15 protein-coding genes are annotated in these 19,543 nt (G+C 72.3%); 7 read left to right on the top strand and 8 right to left on the bottom strand.

The features are described from left to right. Nucleotides 1-129 precede the first annotated feature (129 nt). From PS467_RS03670 to PS467_RS03660, 3 genes are all read left to right on the top strand, one after another. Entirely contained in the window at nt 130-1,398 is a 1,269-nt protein-coding gene (locus PS467_RS03670) for a family 2 encapsulin nanocompartment cargo protein terpene cyclase (RefSeq protein ID WP_311033954.1), read from the top strand. 5 nt (nt 1,399-1,403) lie between these two features. Next, a complete protein-coding gene (locus tag PS467_RS03665; protein WP_432280533.1) occupies nt 1,404-2,276 on the top strand; it encodes a geranyl diphosphate 2-C-methyltransferase in 873 nt (290 codons plus the stop codon). A gap of 191 nt (nt 2,277-2,467) precedes the next feature. Continuing rightward, the gene (locus tag PS467_RS03660; RefSeq protein WP_432280715.1) at nt 2,468-4,126 is read left to right on the top strand and encodes an alkaline phosphatase family protein; all 1,659 of its coding nucleotides are present in this window, start codon (nt 2,468-2,470) and stop codon (nt 4,124-4,126) included. Here PS467_RS03660 and PS467_RS03655 read toward each other — a convergent pair. The 4 genes from PS467_RS03655 to fdh form a co-directional block, all read right to left on the bottom strand. After that, nucleotides 4,123-4,728 (bottom strand): DUF4291 domain-containing protein, encoded by a 606-nt coding sequence (locus PS467_RS03655; RefSeq protein ID WP_311033951.1) that lies wholly within the window; start codon nt 4,726-4,728, stop codon nt 4,123-4,125. The genes PS467_RS03660 and PS467_RS03655 overlap by 4 nt on opposite strands. A 108-nt stretch (nt 4,729-4,836) precedes the next feature. Continuing rightward, nucleotides 4,837-5,901 (bottom strand): NrfD/PsrC family molybdoenzyme membrane anchor subunit, encoded by a 1,065-nt coding sequence (gene nrfD, locus PS467_RS03650; protein WP_311033950.1) that lies wholly within the window; start codon nt 5,899-5,901, stop codon nt 4,837-4,839. Continuing rightward, entirely contained in the window at nt 5,901-6,923 is a 1,023-nt protein-coding gene (locus tag PS467_RS03645; RefSeq protein ID WP_311033949.1) for a 4Fe-4S dicluster domain-containing protein, read from the bottom strand. Before PS467_RS03645 ends, nrfD begins: the two co-directional genes overlap by 1 nt. Next, nucleotides 6,920-10,183 (bottom strand): formate dehydrogenase, encoded by a 3,264-nt coding sequence (gene fdh, locus PS467_RS03640; protein ID WP_311033948.1) that lies wholly within the window; start codon nt 10,181-10,183, stop codon nt 6,920-6,922. Before fdh ends, PS467_RS03645 begins: the two co-directional genes overlap by 4 nt. A 61-nt stretch (nt 10,184-10,244) precedes the next feature. Here fdh and PS467_RS03635 point away from each other — a divergent pair, with 61 nt between their 5' ends. Further along, complete coding sequence (locus tag PS467_RS03635) at nt 10,245-10,982, top strand: DUF429 domain-containing protein (RefSeq protein WP_311033947.1); 738 nt, start codon at nt 10,245-10,247, stop codon at nt 10,980-10,982. A gap of 173 nt (nt 10,983-11,155) precedes the next feature. Here PS467_RS03635 and PS467_RS03630 read toward each other — a convergent pair whose 3' ends face one another. Then, entirely contained in the window at nt 11,156-12,325 is a 1,170-nt protein-coding gene (locus tag PS467_RS03630; RefSeq protein ID WP_311033946.1) for a transglycosylase family protein, read from the bottom strand. A gap of 1,512 nt (nt 12,326-13,837) precedes the next feature. Between PS467_RS03630 and PS467_RS03625 the strand changes: the two genes are divergently transcribed. Together PS467_RS03625 and PS467_RS03620 are read left to right on the top strand one after the other, a co-directional pair. Continuing rightward, nucleotides 13,838-14,674, top strand: coding sequence for an MOSC domain-containing protein (locus tag PS467_RS03625; protein ID WP_311033945.1), 837 nt, complete (start codon nt 13,838-13,840; stop codon nt 14,672-14,674). 136 nt (nt 14,675-14,810) lie between these two features. Beyond that, a complete protein-coding gene (locus PS467_RS03620) occupies nt 14,811-15,965 on the top strand; it encodes a M20 family metallopeptidase (protein WP_311033944.1) in 1,155 nt (384 codons plus the stop codon). 74 nt (nt 15,966-16,039) lie between these two features. On the opposite strand, the gene PS467_RS03615 is transcribed toward PS467_RS03620, so the two are convergent. Both PS467_RS03615 and PS467_RS03610 read right to left on the bottom strand, forming a co-directional pair. Next, nucleotides 16,040-16,276, bottom strand: a complete 237-nt coding sequence (locus PS467_RS03615) for a DUF397 domain-containing protein (RefSeq protein ID WP_311033943.1) — start codon at nt 16,274-16,276, stop codon at nt 16,040-16,042. Nucleotides 16,277-16,281: 5 nt separating this feature from the next. Further along, nucleotides 16,282-17,142: a Sco1979 family transcriptional regulator gene (locus tag PS467_RS03610; RefSeq protein WP_311033942.1), complete on the bottom strand. Its 861-nt coding sequence runs from the start codon at nt 17,140-17,142 to the stop codon at nt 16,282-16,284. Nucleotides 17,143-17,354: 212 nt separating this feature from the next. Between PS467_RS03610 and PS467_RS03605 the strand changes: the two genes are divergently transcribed. Beyond that, on the top strand, nt 17,355-17,825 hold the full coding sequence (locus PS467_RS03605) for a hypothetical protein (protein ID WP_311033941.1): 471 nt from the start codon (nt 17,355-17,357) through the stop codon (nt 17,823-17,825). 11 nt (nt 17,826-17,836) lie between these two features. On the opposite strand, the gene PS467_RS03600 is transcribed toward PS467_RS03605, so the two are convergent. Beyond that, nucleotides 17,837-19,543, bottom strand: a complete 1,707-nt coding sequence (locus PS467_RS03600) for a pyridoxal phosphate-dependent aminotransferase (protein WP_432280532.1) — start codon at nt 19,541-19,543, stop codon at nt 17,837-17,839.

The following is a 19,543-nucleotide window of genomic DNA, read 5'->3' as shown; positions in this document are numbered from 1 at the left end:
GTGTTCCCGGGGATCTGGACGGATTCCCGGATGTTTGCCGCTCTTCTCCTCATTTCTCCCCTCTTCCCCCCGTTTCCGAAGACGCGTACGCACGTCGGCCGCCGCCCTGACGAAGGAGAGCCCGCTTCGATGACTGTTGGTACCAGCCCGGAAGCACAGCCGGGGCCGCCCCGGCAGACGTACGTCCTCGCCGATGCCGCCGCCCGCGCCCGCGACATCGCGGCCGCCACCGGCCGTCGGCCCGCTGTGCCTGCCTCGCCCGCGCCGCCTCCCGTCGACGCCCCCGCCCCCGGGGCGCGGCCACCGAGCGCCGGCCGGGGGCCGGTGCTGCGCGGCCCCAGCGGTCTGGGCACGGCGGGCCTGCACCTGACCCCGCGCGAGACGCCGGCCCCGCCGGAGCCGGCGGCGGCTCCCGCGGAGGGCAATCCGATCCCGGGCCTCTACCACCACCCGGTGCCCGAGCCCGACCCCGTCCGGGTGGACGAGGTCGGCCGCAGGATCAAGGCCTGGGCGGTGGACGAGGTCGACCTGTACCCCGATGACTGGGAGGACCAGTTCGACGGCTTCTCCGTGGGGCGCTACATGGTCGCCTGCCATCCGGACGCCCCCGGCGTCGACCACCTGATGCTCGCCACGCGCCTGATGGTCGCCGAGAACGCGGTGGACGACTGCTACTGCGAGGACCACGGAGGTTCGCCGATCGGCCTCGGCGGCCGCCTTCTGCTGGCGCACACCGCCCTCGACCCGTTGCACACGACGAGGGAGTACCAGCCGCCGTGGGCGGAGTCGCTGGGTTCGGACGCGCCGCGCCGTGCCTACCGCTCCGCCATGGAGTACTTCGTCCAAGCGGCCAGCGCCTCCCAGGCCGACCGGTACCGGCACGACATGGCGCGTCTGCACATGGGGTACCTCGCCGAGGCGGCCTGGGCGCAGACGGACCACGTCCCCGAGGTGTGGGAGTACCTGGCGATGCGCCAGTTCAACAACTTCCGTCCGTGCCCCACCATCACCGACACCGTCGGCGGTTACGAACTGCCGGCCGACCTGCACGCCCAGCCCGCCATGCAGCGGGTCATCGCGCTCGCCGGGAACGCCACCACCATCGTCAACGACCTGTACTCGTACACCAAGGAACTCGCCGCCCCCGGCCGGCACCTGAACCTGCCCGTGGTGCTCGCCGAGCGTGAGGGCATCTCCGACCGCGCGGCCTATCTGAAGGCGGTCGAGGTCCACAACGACCTCATGCACGACTTCGAGGCCGAGGCCGCGGCCCTGGCCGCCGCCTGCCCCGTCCCGAGCGTGCAGCGCTTCCTGCGGGGGGTGGCCGCGTGGGTCGACGGCAACCACTACTGGCACCAGACCAACACCTATCGGTACAGCCTCCCCGACTTCTGGTGAGAAGAATGGATGTGACCATGACGAGTACCTCCGTGTTCATCCCCGCCCCCGCCACGCCCTACCAGGGGGACATCGCCCGCTACTGGGACGGCGAGGCCAGGCCCGTGAACCTGCGTCTGGGCGATGTGGACGGTCTTTACCACCACCACTACGGCATCGGCGCCGTCGACCACGCCACCCTCGGTGACGCCGATGACAGCTCGTACGAGAGCCGGCTGATCGCCGAACTCCACCGGCTGGAGTCCGCGCAGGCCGCACTCCTCCTGGACCACCTTGGCCCCATCGAGCGCGACGCCACGCTCGTGGACGCCGGCTGCGGTCGCGGCGGCTCCATGGTCATGGCCCACCAGCGCTTCGGGTGCACGGTCGAGGGTGTCACCCTGTCGGCCAAGCAGGCCGACTTCGCCAACCAGCGCGCCCGCGAACTCGGCATGGACGACCATGTCCGCGCCCGCGTCTGCGACATGCTCGGCATGCCCTTCGAGACCGGGCAGGCCGCGGCCTCGTGGAACAACGAGTCGAGCATGTACGTCGACCTGCACGATCTGTTCGCCGAGCACGCGCGCGTCCTCGCGGCCGGCGGCCGTTATGTGACCATCACCGGCTGCTGGAACCCGCGGTACGGCCAGCCTTCGAAGTGGGTCTCCCAGATCAACGCGCACTTCGAGTGCAACATCCACTCCCGCCGGGAGTACCTGCGCGCCATGGCCGACAATCGCCTGGTGCCGCAGGCCGTCATCGACCTCACGTCCGCGACCCTGCCCTACTGGGAGCTGCGGGCCACGTCCTCGCTGGTCACCGGCATCGAGGAGGCGTTCATCAACTCCTACAAGGACGGTTCCTTCCAGTACCTGCTGATCGCGGCCGACCGGGTCTGACCGCCGCCTGCCGGCCGACGGTGGTTGAACGGGAGCCGCCCGCGGTCCGTACGGATGACGACGGGCCCGGCCATCCGAGGCCGGGCCCGCCGTGCCATCACCGGGCCTCGCAGGGAAGGACCTTCGGGTTGTCGCGCCAATCGAGCTCTCAGCAGCGGTCGGAAACGGACGACGGAACCACCACGGAGGGCCTGACACCGGGGGTTCCTCCTGAGCCGGGCGGACACCCCGTCGTGGCGCGGACGGTGGCATGGGCGACCACGGGACTGTCCCTGGCCCTGGTGTTCCTCGCCCTCCTCCTGCCGGCCGAACTCACCCTCATCGAACCCACCGCCTTCCTGCGCATCCCGGTGGAGGGGATATGCGGGGCCACACTGCTGCTGTTGCTGCCGTCGAGGGCGAGGCGGGTGGTGGCGGTGCTCGCCGGGGTGGTCCTCGGGGCGCTGACCCTGCTGAACCTCCTCGACATCGGCTTCAACGAGTTCCTCGGCCGGGGGTTCAACGTGGTGCTCGACTGGATACTGCTGGACGACGCCGAGTCGTACGTGGAGGACGCGTTCGGTGGGACGGCCGCCACTCTCGCCATGGTCGGTGCCGTGGTCCTCGCCGTCGCCGTGCTCGTCCTGATGGCACTCGCCGTCCTGCGGATCAGCGACGTCATGGCGCGCAACGGCGCCGTGGCCACCCGTACCACCCTGGTGCTGGGAACCGTGTGGGTCGTGTGCGCGGCGCTCGGGGTGCAGGTGGCCGGGGTACCGGTCGCCTCCAGGAGCACGGCCGCGCTCGTGCAGGACCGGGCCGAGCGAGTGCGCAAGACCCTGGCGGACGAGCGGGAGTTCGCCAAGGTGGCCGCCGTGGACACCTACGGCGACACCCCCGGCGACCAGTTGCTGACCGGGCTGCGCGGCAAGGACGTGATGTTCACCTTCATCGAGAGCTACGGCCGCACGGCCATCGAGGACCCGCGGATCGCCCCCGGAGTCGGCAGGACACTGAAGAACGCCACCGAGCGGTTGACGAAGGCCGGGTTCGCCGCCAGGAGCGGCTGGCTCACCTCGGCGACGTACGGCGGCAGCAGCTGGCTGGGCCACTCCACCTTCCTCATCGGCCTGTGGATCGACAACCAGAACCGCTACCGCACCGTCACCGCCGGCGACCACCTGTCCCTCACCCGCGCCTTCCAGCGCACCGGTGCCTGGCGGACGGTGGGCATCATGCCGGGGGTGCAGAAGGCGTGGCCGGAGGGGAGGTTCTACGGCCTCGACCACGTCTACGACTCCCGGGACCTCGGCTACCAGGGCCCGAAGTTCAGCTGGTCGACCATGCCCGACCAGTACGCCCTGGCGGCGTTCGAGCGTCTGGAGCACGGCAGGAAACATGACAAGCCGCTGATGTCGGAGATCATCCTGACCTCCAGCCACCAGCCCTGGGCACCCATTCCCCGGACGATCCCCTGGAGCGAGGTCGGGGACGGCTCCGTCTACCGGGCCATCCAGAAGGCGGGCAAGAAGCCCGCGGACGTGTTCACCGACACCACCGAGGTGAAGACCGAGTACGGGAAGTCCATCCAGTACTCGGTGCACAGCCTCATCGACTATGTGCTGACGTACGGCGACGAGAACACGGTGCTCGTCTTCCTCGGCGACCACCAGCCCCTGGCACGGGTCAGCGGCGACCACGCCGGCCGGGACGTACCGGTCGCGATCGTCGCGCATGACGAGGCCGTGCTGGACCGGATCTCCGGCTGGGGCTGGCAGGACGGTCTGATGCCGGACGCGAAGGCCCCGGTGTGGAAGATGAGTTCCTTCCGCGACCGCTTCCTGGACGCCTACGGACCGCGGCAGCCCTAGGCACCCAGATGGGCCAGCAGGTCGTCCGTGGCCGGGTACGGGGGCTCCGCGGGGAGCAGCGCGGCGGCCGCCTCCAGGTCACCCTCGCGGACGAGTGCGTGGATCTCGCGGGCGAGTGGGGTCACGTCGCGGATGGCCACCGTCCACTCGTCGGCGTACCGGCGGGCGGCCTCGCCCGCCAGGCCCAGCTGGAGGGAGCGGTGGGGGAGTGGCCGCAGGCGCAGATCGCGCTCCGGGTCCCACTGCACCCGTGCGGGAGCCTGCCGCAGCTGCCGTTTCCAGGACGCCTCGTCGGCGTGGAGTCCGAGGACGTAGTGCGACAGACAGGCGTTGCGCAGCGCCCACTCGAAGCCCTCGCGGGTGATGTCGAGGGCCAGGACGGTCTCCTGCCCCGCCTTCTCGCCCCAGCCGCAGCGGTACATCATCCACCGGAACGAGGGTTTGATCCAGGTCATCCGGTCCCGCTTCCAGGCGGCGGGGAACCGGCCGTCGCGGGCGGCGGGCAGGCCGATGTGCGGGCCGTACGCCTGGTACACGGTGACCGTGGAGGCGGTGTGCTGGGCGCGTATCTGGTGGCGGGGAGGGGCGGGCGGTTGTTCCATGGGCCACCAGGGTGGTCCGACGGATGCCGTCCGGCCAGCGATTTTCCGCCCGCCGTCGCGGGGCGGGGCGGCTGTCCGCACCGGGGCGGCCGCCCCGCCGCGGCGGGGTCAGCCTTCCCGTGGCCGCTCCCGCCGCGCCTCGAGCCGTTCCCGCTGGGGCAGCACCGTGTACTTCGGGTCCTTCGCCGACCGCATCCCGGCGTGGAAGACGCCGAAGCGGGTGCAGGCGGAGGCCGCCAGCAGGGCCGCGCCGCTGAGGGCCGCGGCGGTGCGGCTGCGGCGGCCGAGGAGGGCGCCGCCGAGCGCGCCCGTCGCCGACAGCGCCTCGGCGGTGCGCATCAGCCGCCCCGCCCGGCCCTCGCGATAGGTTTCGGCGACCACGCCGAGCCGCCGCTCCATGGCCTTGACGGCGGCGGTCTCCACCGCCGTGCCGAGCAGCGCCACACCGCGCGCCGGGGCGTTCTCGGCGACGGGCGAGGCCAGCAGGGCCATACCGCCCGCCGCGGTGGCGGCCGAACCGACGAACAGATACGGCAGTTCGCGGTAGCCGTCGTGCCACGCCGGGACGGCCGTGTCGGCTGCCAGCACCGCCGTGTACGAGGCCACCGCCGCGCCCAGCAGCGCCGCCGCCACCGTGGCCGCCCGCCCGGCGCGCGGCAGCCGCCCGGTCAGGTCCGAGGCGAGGGCGGCCCCGGCCACCGGGCCGTAGGCCGCCAGTAGCCATGATCCGACGCTCATCGGGGAGGTGGGCTTGAAGACCCGCAGCATATGGGCGAACCGCCTGGGGCGTCCGAGGTCATGGATCAGGGCGGCGGTGGAGCCGGTCAGGGCGGCCAGCGAGGACACCTTGAGCGCGCGGGCCATGCCCGGACGGCCGGTCAGCTCGGCGCCCGCCGCCAGCACCGAGCCGGCCCCCGCGAGCCCGCCGAGGAAGAAGTAGCCCGCGATGTCCCGCGGTTGCCAGGTGGGCGGATTGAGCACCGGCCGGCCGTAGTAGGAGGTGAACTCCGCCCGGGGGACCATCGGCTGATCACCTCTGCGGCCGGTACCGCCCTTGCGGCCGCGCCGCTTGCCGCCCGGCCGCTCGCCGTCCCCCATCCCCCGGCCGACCAGCGCGTCCCGGCCCGGCCGTTCGCCACGGACACCGTCGCGGGTGACGTCCGACTCGCTCATCAGCGCCTCCTTCCGGTGCGGCGCCCGCTCACGCCGGCCTGCGCCGCGAACACCGCGGCCACGCCGCCGAGCAGGGTCAGCGCCGCGGCGCCCGCGTGCCGCCACATCGAGGGCAGATCCCGGGTGGTGACCACCGGGTCCGGCGGCAGCCCGTACACCTCCGGCTCGTCCAGCAGCAGGAAGAAGGCGCCGTCGCCGCCCACGCCGTCCTCCGGGTCGTGCCCGTACAGCCGGGCGTCCTCGACCCCCAGCCGGTGCAGCTCCTCGACCCGGGCGGCGGCGCGCTCGCGCAACTCGTCCAGGGGGCCGAACTGGATGGAGTCGGTGGGACACGCCTTGGCGCACGCGGGCTCCTGGCCGGCGCCCAGCCGGTCGTAGCACAGGGTGCACTTGTGGGCCCCGCCGTCCTCGGGCCGCACATCGACGACCCCGTACGGACACGCGGGCACGCAGTAGCCACAGCCGTTGCAGATGTCGTCCTGGACCACCACGGTCCCGAACTCGGTGCGGAACAGCGCACCGGTCGGGCAGACGTCCAGACACGCCGCATGGGTGCAGTGCTTGCACACGTCCGACGCCATCAGCCACCGCAGCCCGGTCTGCCCGTCCTGGGACGGGGCGGGCGCGGGGGAGGTGGGGGTGATCGCCGCCTGTTCGACCGGGGTCCCGGAGCCCTGGGAGGCGAGGGCGAGCACATCGACATCGCCGTGGTCGACCGCCACCTCGGTCCGGCCCAGCGGCTTGTTCTGCTCGATGAAGGCCACATGGCGCCAGGTGGAGGCGCCCAGCCCCTGGGTGTTGTCGAAGGACATGCCGGTGAAGTCCAGCCCGTCCTCCGGGATGGCGTTCCACTCCTTGCAGGCCACCTCGCACGCCTTGCAGCCGATGCACACCGAGGTGTCGGTGAAGAAGCCGGCCCGCGGCGGATGCCCCTGGTGTCCGGCGTCCCCGGCGACGTCCGGTTCGGCTCCGGCCAGCAGATTGCGGCCGATCAGCGACGACCGCCCGGAGGTCCCGGTCATCCCCGCACCTCCATTCCGGTCCGCACCGTGATACCGGCGCGCCGCCGGTAGCTGTCGAGCAGGGCCGTCAGCCCCGGGCCGCGAGGGCGGCGGCCGGGGCGGATGTCGGCACTCAGCGCCTTCACCTCCTGGATGTGGACATTCGGGTCGAGGGCGATGGCGGACAGCTCATTGGCGGCGTCGCCGCGCGTGTAGCCATTGGGGCCCCAGTGGTACGGCAGCCCGATCTGATGCACGGTGCGGCCCCCGACCCTGATCGGGGACATCCGCTCGGTGACCATCACCCGGGCCTCGATCACCCCGCGGGCGCTGATCAGCGTCGCCCAGCCGGTGTGCTCCAGACGCCGCTCGGCGGCCAGCTCGGGGGAGACCTCGCAGAAGAACTCCGGCTGGAGTTCGGCGAGGTACGGCGTCCAGCGGCTCATCCCGCCCGCCGTGAAGTGCTCGGTGAGCCGATAGGTGGTGATCATGTACGGGAACACCTCGCTGCCCGGTTCGCCCCCGCTGGGATGGAAGAGGTTGTGTTCATCGGGGAGCACCTCCCGGACCGGGTTGCGCTGCTGCTCCGGGTAGAGCGGATTGCGCACCGGGGAGTCCTGCGGCTCGTAGTGCGTCGGCAGCGGGCCGTCCACCAGCCCGGCCGGGGCGTACAGCCACCCCTTGCCGTCGGCCTGCATGATGAACGGGTCCACCCCGCTGAGCGCGTCCGGGCCCTTGGCGTCCTGTGGCGGCCGGTAGGAGGGCGCCCGGTCGGGGATGAAGTCGGGGATGTCATGGCCGGTCCACCGCTGCCGGTCGGCGTCCCACCACACCAGCGCCTTGCGTTCGCTCCACGGGGCGCCGGACGGATCGGCCGAGGCGCGGTTGTAGAGGATGCGGCGGTTGGCGGGCCAGGACCAGGCCCATTCGGCGGCGATCCAGTCCTGCTCGGTATGGGGTTTGCGGCGGGCGGCCTGGTTGACGCCGTCGGCGTACACCCCGCAGTAGATCCAGCAGCCGCAGGAGGTGGAGCCGTCGTCCCTCAGCTGGGTGTAGGCGCTGAGCGGCGCGCCCCGCGCGTCACGGCCGTTGATCTCGGCCAGGACCGCCTCGGCGCTGGGCTCGGCGTGCGGCCCCTCGGTGGGGTAGGACCAGGCCAGATCCTGGACGGGCCGGTCCATGGGGTCGGTGGAGTCCGCCAGCCGCTCCTTGACCCGCCGTCCCAGGTGGTACATGAACCACAGATCGCTGCGCGCCTCGCCGTCGGGCTCCTTGGCGGCGAAGTGCCACTGGAGCATGCGGTTGGTGTTGGTGAACGAGCCCGACTTCTCGGTGTGGGCGGCGGCGGGGAAGAAGAACACCTCGGTGGCGATGTCCTCGGTGCGCAGCTCACCGGTCTCGATCTCCGGACCGTCCTGCCACCAGGTGGCGGACTCGATGAGGGAGAAGTCGCGGACCACCAGCCACTCCAGGTTGGCCATGGCCAGCCGCTGCATCTTGGTGTTGGCCGAGCCCACGGCGGGGTTCTCGCCCATCAGGAAGTAGCCCTTGCAGCGCCCCTCCAGCATCTCCTTCACCGTGTGGTAGGTGCTGTGGGAGCCGGTCAGCCGGGGCAGATGGCCGAAGCAGTAGTCGTTGTCCGCGCGCGCCGCGTCGCCGAAGTACGCCTTGAGCAGGCTGACGACGTAGGAGCGCATCTCCCCCCAGAACCCCTTGTCGGTCTTTATGGCCTTGATGAAGGTGTCCAGGTCCTCGTGCGCGTGGGCGTGCGGCATCGGGATGTAACCGGGGAGCACGTTGAACAGGGTCGGGATGTCGCTGGAGCCCTGAATGCTGGCGTGGCCGCGCAGCGCCTGGATGCCACCGCCGGGCCGGCCGATGTTGCCCAGCAGCAGCTGGAGGATGCTCGCGGTGCGGATGTACTGGGAGCCCACGGTGTGCTGGGTCCAGCCGACCGCGTACACGAACTCCGAGGTGCGGTCCGGGCCGGAGTTCTCCACCAGCGCACGGCACACCTCCAGGAAGGTGTCCCGGGGAATCCCGCAGGTCTCCTCGACCATTTCGGGTGTGTACCGGGAGAAGTGGCGTTTGAGGATCTGGTACACGCAGCGCGGGTGCTCCAGGGTGCGGTCGGTGGGGACCTGCGCGGAGACGGGCGCGCCGCCGGAGCCGTGGGACTCGGAGAAGGCGGCCGTCGACAGGGACGCGCCACGGCGGGTGCGCTCCTGGTACAGCTCGTCGGGCGCGCCCTGCGGGGCCTGGACCTGGCCGCCCTCATAGGTCCAGGTGGAGACGTCGTAGTGGCGGGTCTCCGGGTCGAGGCCGGAGAAGATCCCGGCCAGGTCCTCGGTGTCCTGGAAATCCTCGCCGACGATGGTGGCGGCGTTGGTGTACTCCAGGACGTAACTGCGGAAGTCGTGGCCGCCGGTCAGGACGTGGTTGATGATGCCGCCGAGGAAGGCGATGTCGCTGCCGGCCCGGATCGGCACGTACAGATCGGCCAGCGCGCTGGTGCGGCTGAACCGCGGATCGACATGGATGACCTTCGCGCCGCGCGCCTTGGCCTCCATCACCCACTGGAAGCCCACGGGGTGCGCCTCGGCGAAGTTGGAGCCCTCGATCACGATGCAGTCGGAGTTCTGCATGTCCTGGAGAAAGGTGGTGGCGCCGCCCCGCCCGAAGGAGGTGCCGAGCCCGGCGACCGTGGCGGAGTGGCAGACCCGGGCCTGGTTCTCCACCTGGACCACCCCGAGCCCGGTCAGCAACTTCTTGATGAGGTAGTTCTCCTCGTTGTCCAAGGTGGCGCCGCCGAGGCTGGCGATCCCCAGGGTGCGGTTGACGTCGACCCCGTCCTGTTGCCACTGCCAGGTCTCGCGGCGGGTGCGGACCACCCGGTCGGCGACCATGTCCATCGCGGTGTCCAGGTCCAGCCGCTCCCATCCGGTGCCGTACGGGCGGCGGTAGAGCACCTCGTGGCGGCGGGACTCACCGGTGGTCAGCTGGAGGGTCGCCGAGCCCTTGGGGCACAGCCGGCCGCGGCTGACGGGTGAGTCCGGGTCGCCCTCGATCTGCACCACCCGGCCGTCCTTCACATAGACGTTCTGGGCGCACCCCACCGCGCAGTACGGGCACACCGACTTCACCACCTTGTCGGCGGTGGCGGTGCGGGGGCGCTGCTCACGGGTGGCGGCCGAGGTGGCGGCGGCGCCGCGCCCGAGCGGGTCGCTTCCGGTCAGCTGGCGGTAGACGGGCCAGTCCCGGATCCATGTACGTACGCCCATCGCCCGTCCTTCCGTGCCGTTCGGTTCCATGCTGGTCGGCCCGTGTGGTCAGATACGGCGCATGGGTTCCCGCCGCGCCGCTTTTCACACCCCTCCCGCCTCCGGATGCGCCGAATCGCCCGTCGTGGGGGTGGATGCCTGCCGCACCGGCTGGGTCGCCGTGGCCCTGTGTGCGCGGGGCCGCTTCGCCGGGGCGGATACGGCCGACGGGCTGAGCGAGCTGCTCGGCCGGATGCCGGAGGCCGCCGTGGTGGCGGTCGACATGCCGCTGGGGCTGCCGACGGCCGAGCGGCGCGCGGCGGACGGCCTGGCCGTCGCCCTGGTGGCCCCGCACCGCTCCCGGGTCTTCTCCGTGCCGCCGCGCGAGGTCTGGGAGGCGGCGGACTACGCCGACGCCAATGCGCGCTGCCGTCGGCTGACCGGCCGGGGGATGAGCCGTCAGTCCTGGGGGCTGGCGGTGAAGCTGCGCGAGGCCAACGCCTGCCGGGACGGGGGCGACCACCGGCTGTACGAGGTCCATCCCGAGGTCTCCTTCGCCGCCGTCAACGAGGGGCGGCCGGTGGCCTGGAGCAAGAAGAGCTGGAACGGCCAGGCCGTGCGGCGCCGGCTGCTGGCGGACCGGGGCATCGTTCTGCCCGACGACCTGGGACCGGCCGGGCGGGTGCCGCCCGACGACGTCCTGGACGCCGCGGCGGCGGCCTGGAGCGCGCGGCGCATCGCGCTCGGGACCGCCCGGAGCCTTCCCGACCCGCCGGAGACGGCGGCGGGCACGGGGCTCCCCGTCGCGATCTGGTACTGACGGCTTCCCGCGACGCTCCCCGCGACGGCTTCCCGCGCGGACGGTGCGCGGCCGCGGATGGCGGGAGGCCGCGGATGGCGGGAGGCCGCCCGAGCCGTGCCTCGGGCGGCCTCCCCTTCCCCCACCCCCAGGAGATGGACCTTCGCCGGACGCGACGCGTCCGGTGCGAGCCGTCAGCCGCCGGCGCCGGGTGAGCGCAGATAGGCGAGCGGATCGATGTCCGACCCGTGGCGCGGGCCGGTGCGGACCTCGAAGTGCAGGTGCGGTCCGGCGGCGTTCCCGGTGTCACCGGACCGGGCGATCCGCCGGCCCGCCCCGACGGTCTGCCCGGTGCGCACCGCCAGCGCCGACAGATGCGCGTAGTGGGTGTGCAGGCCCCCGGCATGGCGGATGATCACCTGGTAGCCGAAGGTGCCGTCCCACCCCGCCGCCACCACGGTGCCCGGGGCGGCCGCCCGCACGGAGGTGCCGATGGGGACCGCGAAGTCGACACCGGTGTGGTGGCCCCCGGGCCGGCGCGGGTCGCGGATGCCGTACGCGGTGCCGACCGGCCCGCTGACCGGGGCCACAAGCGGGTGGGCGGCCGGCTTCCGGGCCGCCGTGCGGCTCGCGGCGGCCGGGGCGCCGCGCCGCGGCGCCGCCTTGCGCGGCTGCCGGGCGCCGGAGGACAGGGCCAGCCGTTGCCCCGGGTGGATCAGATGCGGATTGGCGCCGATGGTCCCGCGATTGGCGCGGTACAGCGCCTGCCAGCCGCCGCTGACCGACGCACGCGTGGCGATGCGGTACAGCGTGTCGCCGCGGACCACCGTGTAGGAGCCGGCCGCCGCGCGCCGCGTGGTGTGCTGCCGGGCCCGGGACTTCGCGGCGGACCTGGCCCGCTTCTTGGCGGGCTTGGCCGGGTGCTCGGCGCGTGGTGCGGCGCTTCGGGGCGCGCCGCGGCCGGCCGCCCCGGCGGCCGGGCCGGACCGGGTCAGCCGGCCGCGGACGGAGCAGACCGGCCACGCGCCCGGACCCTGTTCGCGCAGGACCGCCTCCGCCACGGCGATCTGCTGGGCCTTGGAGGCCAGATCGGCCCGTGGGGCGTACGCGGTGCCGCCGAACGCCTCCCAGGTGTGCTGGGAGAACTGAAGCCCGCCGTAGTAGCCGTTGCCGGTGTTGATGCGCCAGTTGCCGCCGCTCTCGCAGGTGGCGACCCGGTCCCAGGTGTCGACCGGGGCCGCGTGGGCGGCGCCGGTGCCCAGGAGCGGCAGGACGATGCCGACGCCGCCCGCGGTGAGGGCCGCGCACAGCGGGGAGATCCGGCTGGGCGATGCGGGGCGTCGGTGACTTCCTCGTTCGGCCATGAGGCTGGTTCCTCTCCACAACGGCTCTCGACGTGCCCTCCGGCGGACCCGGCGGGCTGTACGAGTACCGCAGCCCGGCCCCGCCGGTCACAAGGCGCAGGGGGCCTCATGGGCCGCCGCGCGCCGCCCGGTTCCGCTCCGGGACCGGCCGGTGCCCGGTCGGCTGAGCGGTGGGAGGCGCATGGAGGGCCGGGGGCGCACGGACGCCGGCCGGGCCGGCCCGGCGGATCACGGGGATCGTGCGGGCGATCACCGCACTGGACGCTCCGGTACGGCGGGAAATGATTCTCCGGGGCGGCGGGCGGGGCGGAACTCTATTCCCCCGCATTGGTTTCCCGGTGATCGGTGACCGATCCCGGTCGGCCGGTCCGGCGAATTCCGGCCGGGGCACGGGCGGTTGGGGCGGAGACGGGCGGCGGGCGGCTCAATACGGGGCCTGGTGCGGGCCGGGCGCGGAGCGCGGGACCTTCCCCGGTGCTATTGCGGCGCCGCCCGGCCAAGATCCGTCGCTCGGCGGCCGGACCGGAGGGGGCATCCGTAACCGCGCCGCACCGCTGTGGAAGCGGCCCCTCCGGTCGGCTGCCGGCAACCGGAGAATGCCGGGAGCGGAGGAGAGGACCGGGAAGCGGGTGGGGCGGGGAAATAGGACGGACTTGCGGCGGTGCGGAGGAAGAAGGGACGCATGAGCGAACGCGCCGGGCGGGACCGTCTGCCTTTCCCGGCGCGGCGGACGACGGGGAGGTATCCACGGGGGCCGCGCCGCCGACGGCCGCGTTCACGGGGGTGGGGCCGCTCCGGTACGGGCGCGGTCCCGGGCGGAGAGGAGCGGGGGAGAGGGCAGGGGGCCGAGGATGCCGGGCGAAGAACCGTGGGTCTCGACTCCGCGCCCGCTCGCATCCGGTATGCCGGGTGGAACAGGGGGTGAGCCGCGTGGTGCCCGGACCGACTCCGAGGCGGATCAGTCGGCTTGACTCGGCGTTTACCGTATCTCTTGTCGCGCATCGCCTCGCCGACCGCTCGGGTACCGCGGCAGTTCTCCCCAAAGGGCCGGTCGTCATGGCGGCGGGGAACTGGCGGAGAATCACGCGGTCCGTGTATAGCGGGAACCGCGCCGCCGCGCATACCATTGCCCCACATCGACTTCCTTCCTTCGGGCCGCTCGCCGGAGCGCCCCGGGGAATCATCATCCGCACCCCGCCTGTCCGGGCCCCCGGGCGACGCCGCGGCCGCGCTTTTCCCGCGGTCTCGTCCGCCGCTTCGTGGAAATGGTGCGATTCGGCTTCTCCTGCGCGGGAGGCGTAGCGCACCTACGGTCCGCGCCGGTGGTGACCGGCCGTGCGCGATGGGTCATCCGGCGTACTCCGTACTACGCCCTGCCGCTGGACGCCGGTCCGGGGGCGCACGGCGGAGCTGACGCGTGCCATGAAACGCCGGTCGGACACCGGGAGATGACGCGTGAGCGCCCCGGCCAGCGCACCGGTGCGGCGCTCCCCCCTGGGGTAAGGTGCCCGGGTGGCGACCGTCGTTGAGTTGACCTGCTATCCCATCAAGGGTTGTGCGGGCGTGCCCGTAACCGAAGTGCTGCTGACGGAGGCGGGTCTGCCGCACGACCGCGCGTTCATGGTCGTCGACGAGGACGGGGTGTGCCGCACTCAGCGGACCGATCCCCGGCTCGCCGTCATCCGCCCGGTCGTCGGCCCCGATGGCGACCGGCTCACCCTGTCGGCCCCGGGCGAGGGGGAGCTGGTCCTCGACATCGACACCACCTCCGCCCGGCGCGAGGTCAAGGTGTTCCACACGCCCTACCTCGGCATCGACCAGGGCGAGGAGGCCGCCGCGTGGTTCTCGCGGGTGCTGGGCGCGCCGAGCAGGCTGGTGCGGGTGCCCCCGGAGCACGACCGGGTGACCGAGGGATGGATCCCCGGCACCTGCGGCTACGCCGACAGCGGCGCGGTGCACCTCGTCTCCCGGGCCAGCCTGGACGGGCTGAACCGGCGGATCACCGGGGCGGGCGGCGCGGCCGTGCCGATGAGCCGTTTCCGTCCCAGCATCGTCATCGACGGATGGGACGAACCCCATCGGGAGGACCGGGTCCGCAAGGTGGCCGTCGGCGGTGCCGAACTGGGCTTCGCCAAGCTCACCGACCGGTGCGCGGTGACGCTCGTGGACCAGGACACGGGCGCCAAGGCGGGCCCGGAGCCCCTGCGCACCCTGGCCGGCTACCGGCGGGGGGACGACGGTGGCAGCCCGTTCTTCGGCTGCCAGTTCTCCGTGACCCGCACCGGAAAACTGGCCGTGGGCGACGACGTGGCCGTCCTGGAGTGGGACGGGCCGCCGCCGGGGGAGTGACGGCATCGAGCCGACCGGACCGGCAGCTCGGCCAGGCCGTCCCCGTCCCGGAAACACCCGTGGTGGAGGACCGAGGAGGTGCCCGCGACGATCGACAGCCGCTCCCTCACCCACGCCGCCCGGGAAGGACCCCTCGATGACCCCCTCCGACCTCACCTCCGCCACCCGTCAGGCGCTGCCCGAGATGATCCAGGACCTGCGGACGCTGGTGGAGCTGGAGACGCCGAGCAATGACAAGCGGCTGCTGGACGCCGGGCTCGCCGCGATCAGCGGCTGGCTCGTCGAGCGGCTCGGCGAGCCGGACGCGACGGAACGCCACGACTGCGGACCCCACGGCGATGTGCTGACCGTGACCTATCGCGGTACCGCACCCGGCACGGTGCTGCTGCTGTGCCACTACGACACGGTCTGGCCGGCCGGGACGCTCGCCGAATGGCCCTTCGAGATCGAGGACGGCCGGGCGAGCGGACCCGGTGTCTTCGACATGAAGACGGGGCTGGTGCAGGCCGTCTGGGCGCTGCGGCTGCTGCGCGAGCTGGAGCTGCCGCATCCCACGGTGCGGCTGCTGCTCAACGGCGACGAGGAGATCGGCAGCCCCGCCTCCCGGCGCCATATCGAGCGGCTGAGCGAGGACGTCCTGGCCACGCTGGTCTTCGAGGCATCGCTGGACGGTGCGCTCAAGACCGTCCGTAAGGGTGTCGGGCTGTTCGACGTGACCGCGTACGGCGTCGAATCGCATGCGGGTCTCGACCCGTTCGCGGGGGCGAGCGCCATCCACGCGCTGGCCGAGGTCGTCCCGCGGATCGCCGGGCTCAGCGCCCCGGAGCGGGGGACCACGGTGAACGTGGGGCTGATCAGCGGCGGTACCGGGCGCAATGTGATCGCCGCCCGCGCGAGCTGCGGAATCGACATCCGGATCGCCGAACCGGAGGAGATGGCGCGGATCGACGCCGCGCTGCACGCCCTCGCCCCCTCCGACCAGCGGGTGCGGCTGACCGTCACCGGTGAGTGGAACCGTCCGCCGATGGTGCCGGGCGACGCCTCCCGCCGGCTGTTCCAGCGGGCCCACGCCGTCGCCGCGGAACAGGGCTGGGAGCTGACGGAGACCGCGGTCGGCGGGGCCAGCGACGGCAACTTCGTCTCCGCGCTCGGCCGCCCGGTCCTCGACGGGCTCGGTGCCCTGGGCTCCGGTGCCCACGCCCGTCACGAGCACACGGTGCTCGCCCCGATCCCCTCCCGTACCGCGCTGACCATCGGTCTGCTGCGGGCGCTCGCGGCGGACGCCTCGTAACGGCCGGAGTCAGACGGCCGCCGGGCCGGCGGCCGTGGGCCGCCGCGTGCGAGGACACGCGGCGGCCCGGCACGTCAGGAGACGAGGAAGTCCGCCTCGCCGGCCTTGGCGCCCTGGATGAACGCGACGATCTCGTGGCGGGTGTAGATCAGCGCCGGACCGTCCGGATCGGTCGACTGACGGATCGCGACCCGGCCGTCGTCCAGCCTCATGGCTTCGACGCAGTTGCCGCCGTTGCCACCGCTCCACGGCTTGTGCCAGCCCTCGCTGCCGAGGTCGGTCGCGCGCATGCCGTTGTGAATGCGGTCCATTCCGATCAGAGCTCCTTGCGGAAATCGCACAGGATTTCCTTTGTGCGTCGTGCGGTTGCCGCCTGGGCCGCCATGCGGTCCATGGCCTCCAGGTGGGAGGCCACCTCGATGCGCTCATCGAGGTAGACGGCGCCGGTCAGGTACTCGACGTAGACCATGTCCGGCAGTTCGGGAACAGCGAAGCGGAAGAGGACGAAGGGCCCATAGGTGCCCGGATGGTGCCCGGAGGAGAACTCCGAGACCTGGAGCGTGACGTGCGGCATCTCGGTGGACTCCAGCAACCGGTCGATCTGGCGGCGCATCACCCCCGCCGAACCCACCTGCCGGCGCAGCACGGTCTCGTCCATCACGACCCACAGGCGGGGCGGCTCCCTCCGGGTGAGCAGCGACTGCCGCTCCATGCGCAGCGCCACATGGCGCTCCGCCTGCTGGGGGCCGGCCTGGCCGATGGCACCGGTCTGCATCACCGCGCGGGCGTAGTCCTCGGTCTGGAGCAGTCCGGGGACGAAGTGCGGCTCGTACGCCCGGATCATCTCGGCCGCGCCTTCCAGGCTGACGTGCACGCTGAACCAGTCCGGGAGGATGTCGTGGAACCGCTGCCACCAGCCGGGCTTGTTGGCCTCCTCGGTCAGGGTGATGAACGAATCCAGCTCCTCACCGGTGATGCCGTAGGCGTCCAGCAGCATCTGCACATACGGAACCTTCAGTGCGACCTCGGCGGTCTCCATGCGGCGGACGGTGGCGGGTGCGACCCGCAGCACTCTGGCCGCCTCGTCCCGCTTGAACCCCGCCTTCTCCCGCAGATCCTGGAGCCTCTTGCCGAGGACGACCTGACCCACGGTCGGCGCCGACCGCGGTTCGCTCACCTGAATCCCTCCCTGACCTCCCCAACGCTGATGTTCGCAGTGTGCCATGGCCAGAGCGGAACGAACACATTGCACTTACGACTCTGAACTTTTCAGAGTGACCCTTGCCAAGTGTGCGGGGCGGTGCGCATAGTGGCGTCATGATCCCGTTACCGCGGCCTGCCGCAGTGACCGCAGGCGCAAGCGGCCCGACCTTTGTGATGTGCCGATAGATGACGTACGCCTTCGCCGATGCGCTGACCGGCTTCGTCCGCGGCCGGTTCGTCCGGCGTGGACTCCGCCCGGCGCCCGGCCGCCACCGCCTTCAGCTGCCGTCGGCGCTGCGCGGGGACCGGGCCTATGACGCGGTGGGGATCACCGAGCGGCACGGCCCCGGCGTCATGGCTCTGCTGCCCCGGGCCGGATGTGTCCTCGCCGGTGCGGGGCGCTGGTGGTGGATCGTGCCGCCCCAGTCGGACGTCGGGGTCGACTGGCCCGCACCGGTCGTCTACGCGGCCGGTGCCATGGTGACGGGTCCGCCCGGACGGCTGACCGGCCCCACGGGGACGGAGGAGCCTCGGGTGGTGCACTGGCCCGGCGACGGAGAGCCGTACACCCATCCCCTGCTGCTGCACATCGCGGTCTGCGCGGCGGCCGGGGTCTCCCCGGCCTGGCCGGGCGGCGACCGGCTGCCGGGATCGTGACCTCAAGGCGGTCATGCCATCGAGTCGTCCTGGAGGTAGGCCGCGGGGCGCGGATAGCGCCGCAGTGCCGGAGCCTGCCCCATCGGGTCGTCGGCCCGCTCGCCGAGGAAAGCCGGGTCGGGGACCGCGGCCTTCGGCTCGGCGGGGTCGTAGGTCATGGTCTGCGTCCGCTCCATCGGCGACGGCTCGGGCACACCGGCGTCCGGTTGCCGGCCCTGGACGGGGAGCTGTTCGATCGTCGTCTCCTCCGGTCGTACCCGGTCGTACCCGGCCGCCTCCCCCTGTCCCGCGGCGGCCTGGAACTGGACCATCGGGGGCTGCGGCAGGACGGCCGGGACCTGGTACAGGGGCGGCTGGGCCGGGGGCATCGCGACATACGCGGGCGCCAGCTCCGCGGGCGGCTGCTGGTAGGGCAGGTCCAGCGGCTGCCGCTGCGCGGAGGCGGACACCCCGTACCCGGAAGCACTCGCACCGTCCGCATAACCGGGGTAACCCGCATAGTCCGAGTAGCCCGCATGCCCCGATGGGCCCGCGTCCAGCGACGGCGGCTGCTCCCAGCCGACTCGCGGAGCGTAGAAGGACGTTCCGTACAGCACCGTGCTCAGCCCGGTCAGCAGCCGCTGCACATCCGGCTGGGAACGCACCACCAGGCGCATGAACTGGCTGCTGCTGCCGAGCTTGTTGCCGCATTCGCGCACCAGCACGCCGTGCTGGGACAGCAGCTGGTCCCGGACCCAGCTGCCGTCCGTTCCGCCCGGCAGCTTGACGAAGACGAAGTTGCCCTGGGAGGGGTAGACCGTCACGCCGGGCAGTCCGGCCAGCTGGGTGGTCATCAGCTGCCGGTCGCGGCCGATCATGCGCAGGCTCTCGGCGTACTCCTGCCGGTACCGCTTCAGCATGAAGACGATGACCTCGGCGAAGGAGTTGAGGTTCCCCTTCGGCAGCCGGGAGCGGATCTGCGCGGCGAGCGCCGGATGGGCGACCAGATAGCCGAACCGCACACCGTGCAGCCCGAAGTTCTTGCCGAGGCCGCGCAGCACGATCACGTTCGGGCGCAGCACCGCCTCGTCGACGACGCTCGGATACGCCTCGGCGTCCGCGAACTCCAGGAACGATTCGTCGATCACGATCAGATCGAGGTCGGCCAGGGCGTCCATGATGCCGATGACGGCCCGGCGGGAGAGCAGTCCGCCGTCGGGATTGTTGGGGTTGCAGATCACGGCGGCCCGTGAGCCCCGGGAGCGTACGAAGGCGACGAAGGCGTTCGGATCGAGGGCGAACCCGCTCATTTCCGGAAGCTGGAACATGTCGACCCGTTTGCCGGTCTCCATCGGCTGGTCGGTCCACCGGCCGAAGGTGGGGATCGGCACGGCCAGGCTCTCCTTCACCAGGAGATGGTCGATCCAGGTGATGAGCTCGGTCGAGCCGTTGCCCATCGCCATGGTCTGCGGCCGCAGCCCGAGCACATCGGCCAGTTCGGCGGTGATGGTCTCCGCGGAGCTCGGGTAGGAGGTGAGGATGTCCCGCAGCCTGACCGCCATCACGGCGAACATCGCGGGGGTGGGGAAGTACGGGTTGCAGGGGACGCGGAAGTCCACGAGCTCCTGTCCGCCACCCGTGAGCCCGGCGCGGTGGAGCGCGAGGAACGACGGGCTGGGGGCGGTGCCGCGGAAGAGTTCCATGGCATCACCGGTATGGCCGACTGCGGCAACAGTCAC

It is taken from the genome of Streptomyces luomodiensis (assembly GCF_031679605.1).
GTDB classification, from domain to species: domain Bacteria; phylum Actinomycetota; class Actinomycetes; order Streptomycetales; family Streptomycetaceae; genus Streptomyces; species Streptomyces luomodiensis.
Note: the sequence above shows the minus strand (reverse complement) of the source record. Positions and strands in the feature narration are given on the sequence as shown.

Excerpts from the sequence above, each read along its gene's own strand:
- PS467_RS03615 (WP_311033943.1), bottom strand. The coding sequence starts at position 16,276 with ATGGACCGCATTCACAACGGCATGCGCGCGACCGACCTCGGCAGCGAG.
- nrfD (WP_311033950.1), bottom strand. The coding sequence starts at position 5,901 with ATGAGCGAGTCGGACGTCACCCGCGACGGTGTCCGTGGCGAACGGCCG.
- PS467_RS03670 (WP_311033954.1), top strand. The coding sequence starts at position 130 with ATGACTGTTGGTACCAGCCCGGAAGCACAGCCGGGGCCGCCCCGGCAG.
- PS467_RS03655 (WP_311033951.1), bottom strand. The coding sequence starts at position 4,728 with ATGGAACAACCGCCCGCCCCTCCCCGCCACCAGATACGCGCCCAGCAC.
- PS467_RS03645 (WP_311033949.1), bottom strand. The coding sequence starts at position 6,923 with ATGACCGGGACCTCCGGGCGGTCGTCGCTGATCGGCCGCAATCTGCTG.
- PS467_RS03630 (WP_311033946.1), bottom strand. The coding sequence starts at position 12,325 with ATGGCCGAACGAGGAAGTCACCGACGCCCCGCATCGCCCAGCCGGATC.
- PS467_RS03620 (WP_311033944.1), top strand. The coding sequence starts at position 14,811 with ATGACCCCCTCCGACCTCACCTCCGCCACCCGTCAGGCGCTGCCCGAG.
- PS467_RS03635 (WP_311033947.1), top strand. The coding sequence starts at position 10,245 with ATGGGTTCCCGCCGCGCCGCTTTTCACACCCCTCCCGCCTCCGGATGC.
- PS467_RS03665 (WP_432280533.1), top strand. The coding sequence starts at position 1,404 with ATGGATGTGACCATGACGAGTACCTCCGTGTTCATCCCCGCCCCCGCC.
- PS467_RS03605 (WP_311033941.1), top strand. The coding sequence starts at position 17,355 with ATGACGTACGCCTTCGCCGATGCGCTGACCGGCTTCGTCCGCGGCCGG.
- fdh (WP_311033948.1), bottom strand. The coding sequence starts at position 10,183 with ATGGGCGTACGTACATGGATCCGGGACTGGCCCGTCTACCGCCAGCTG.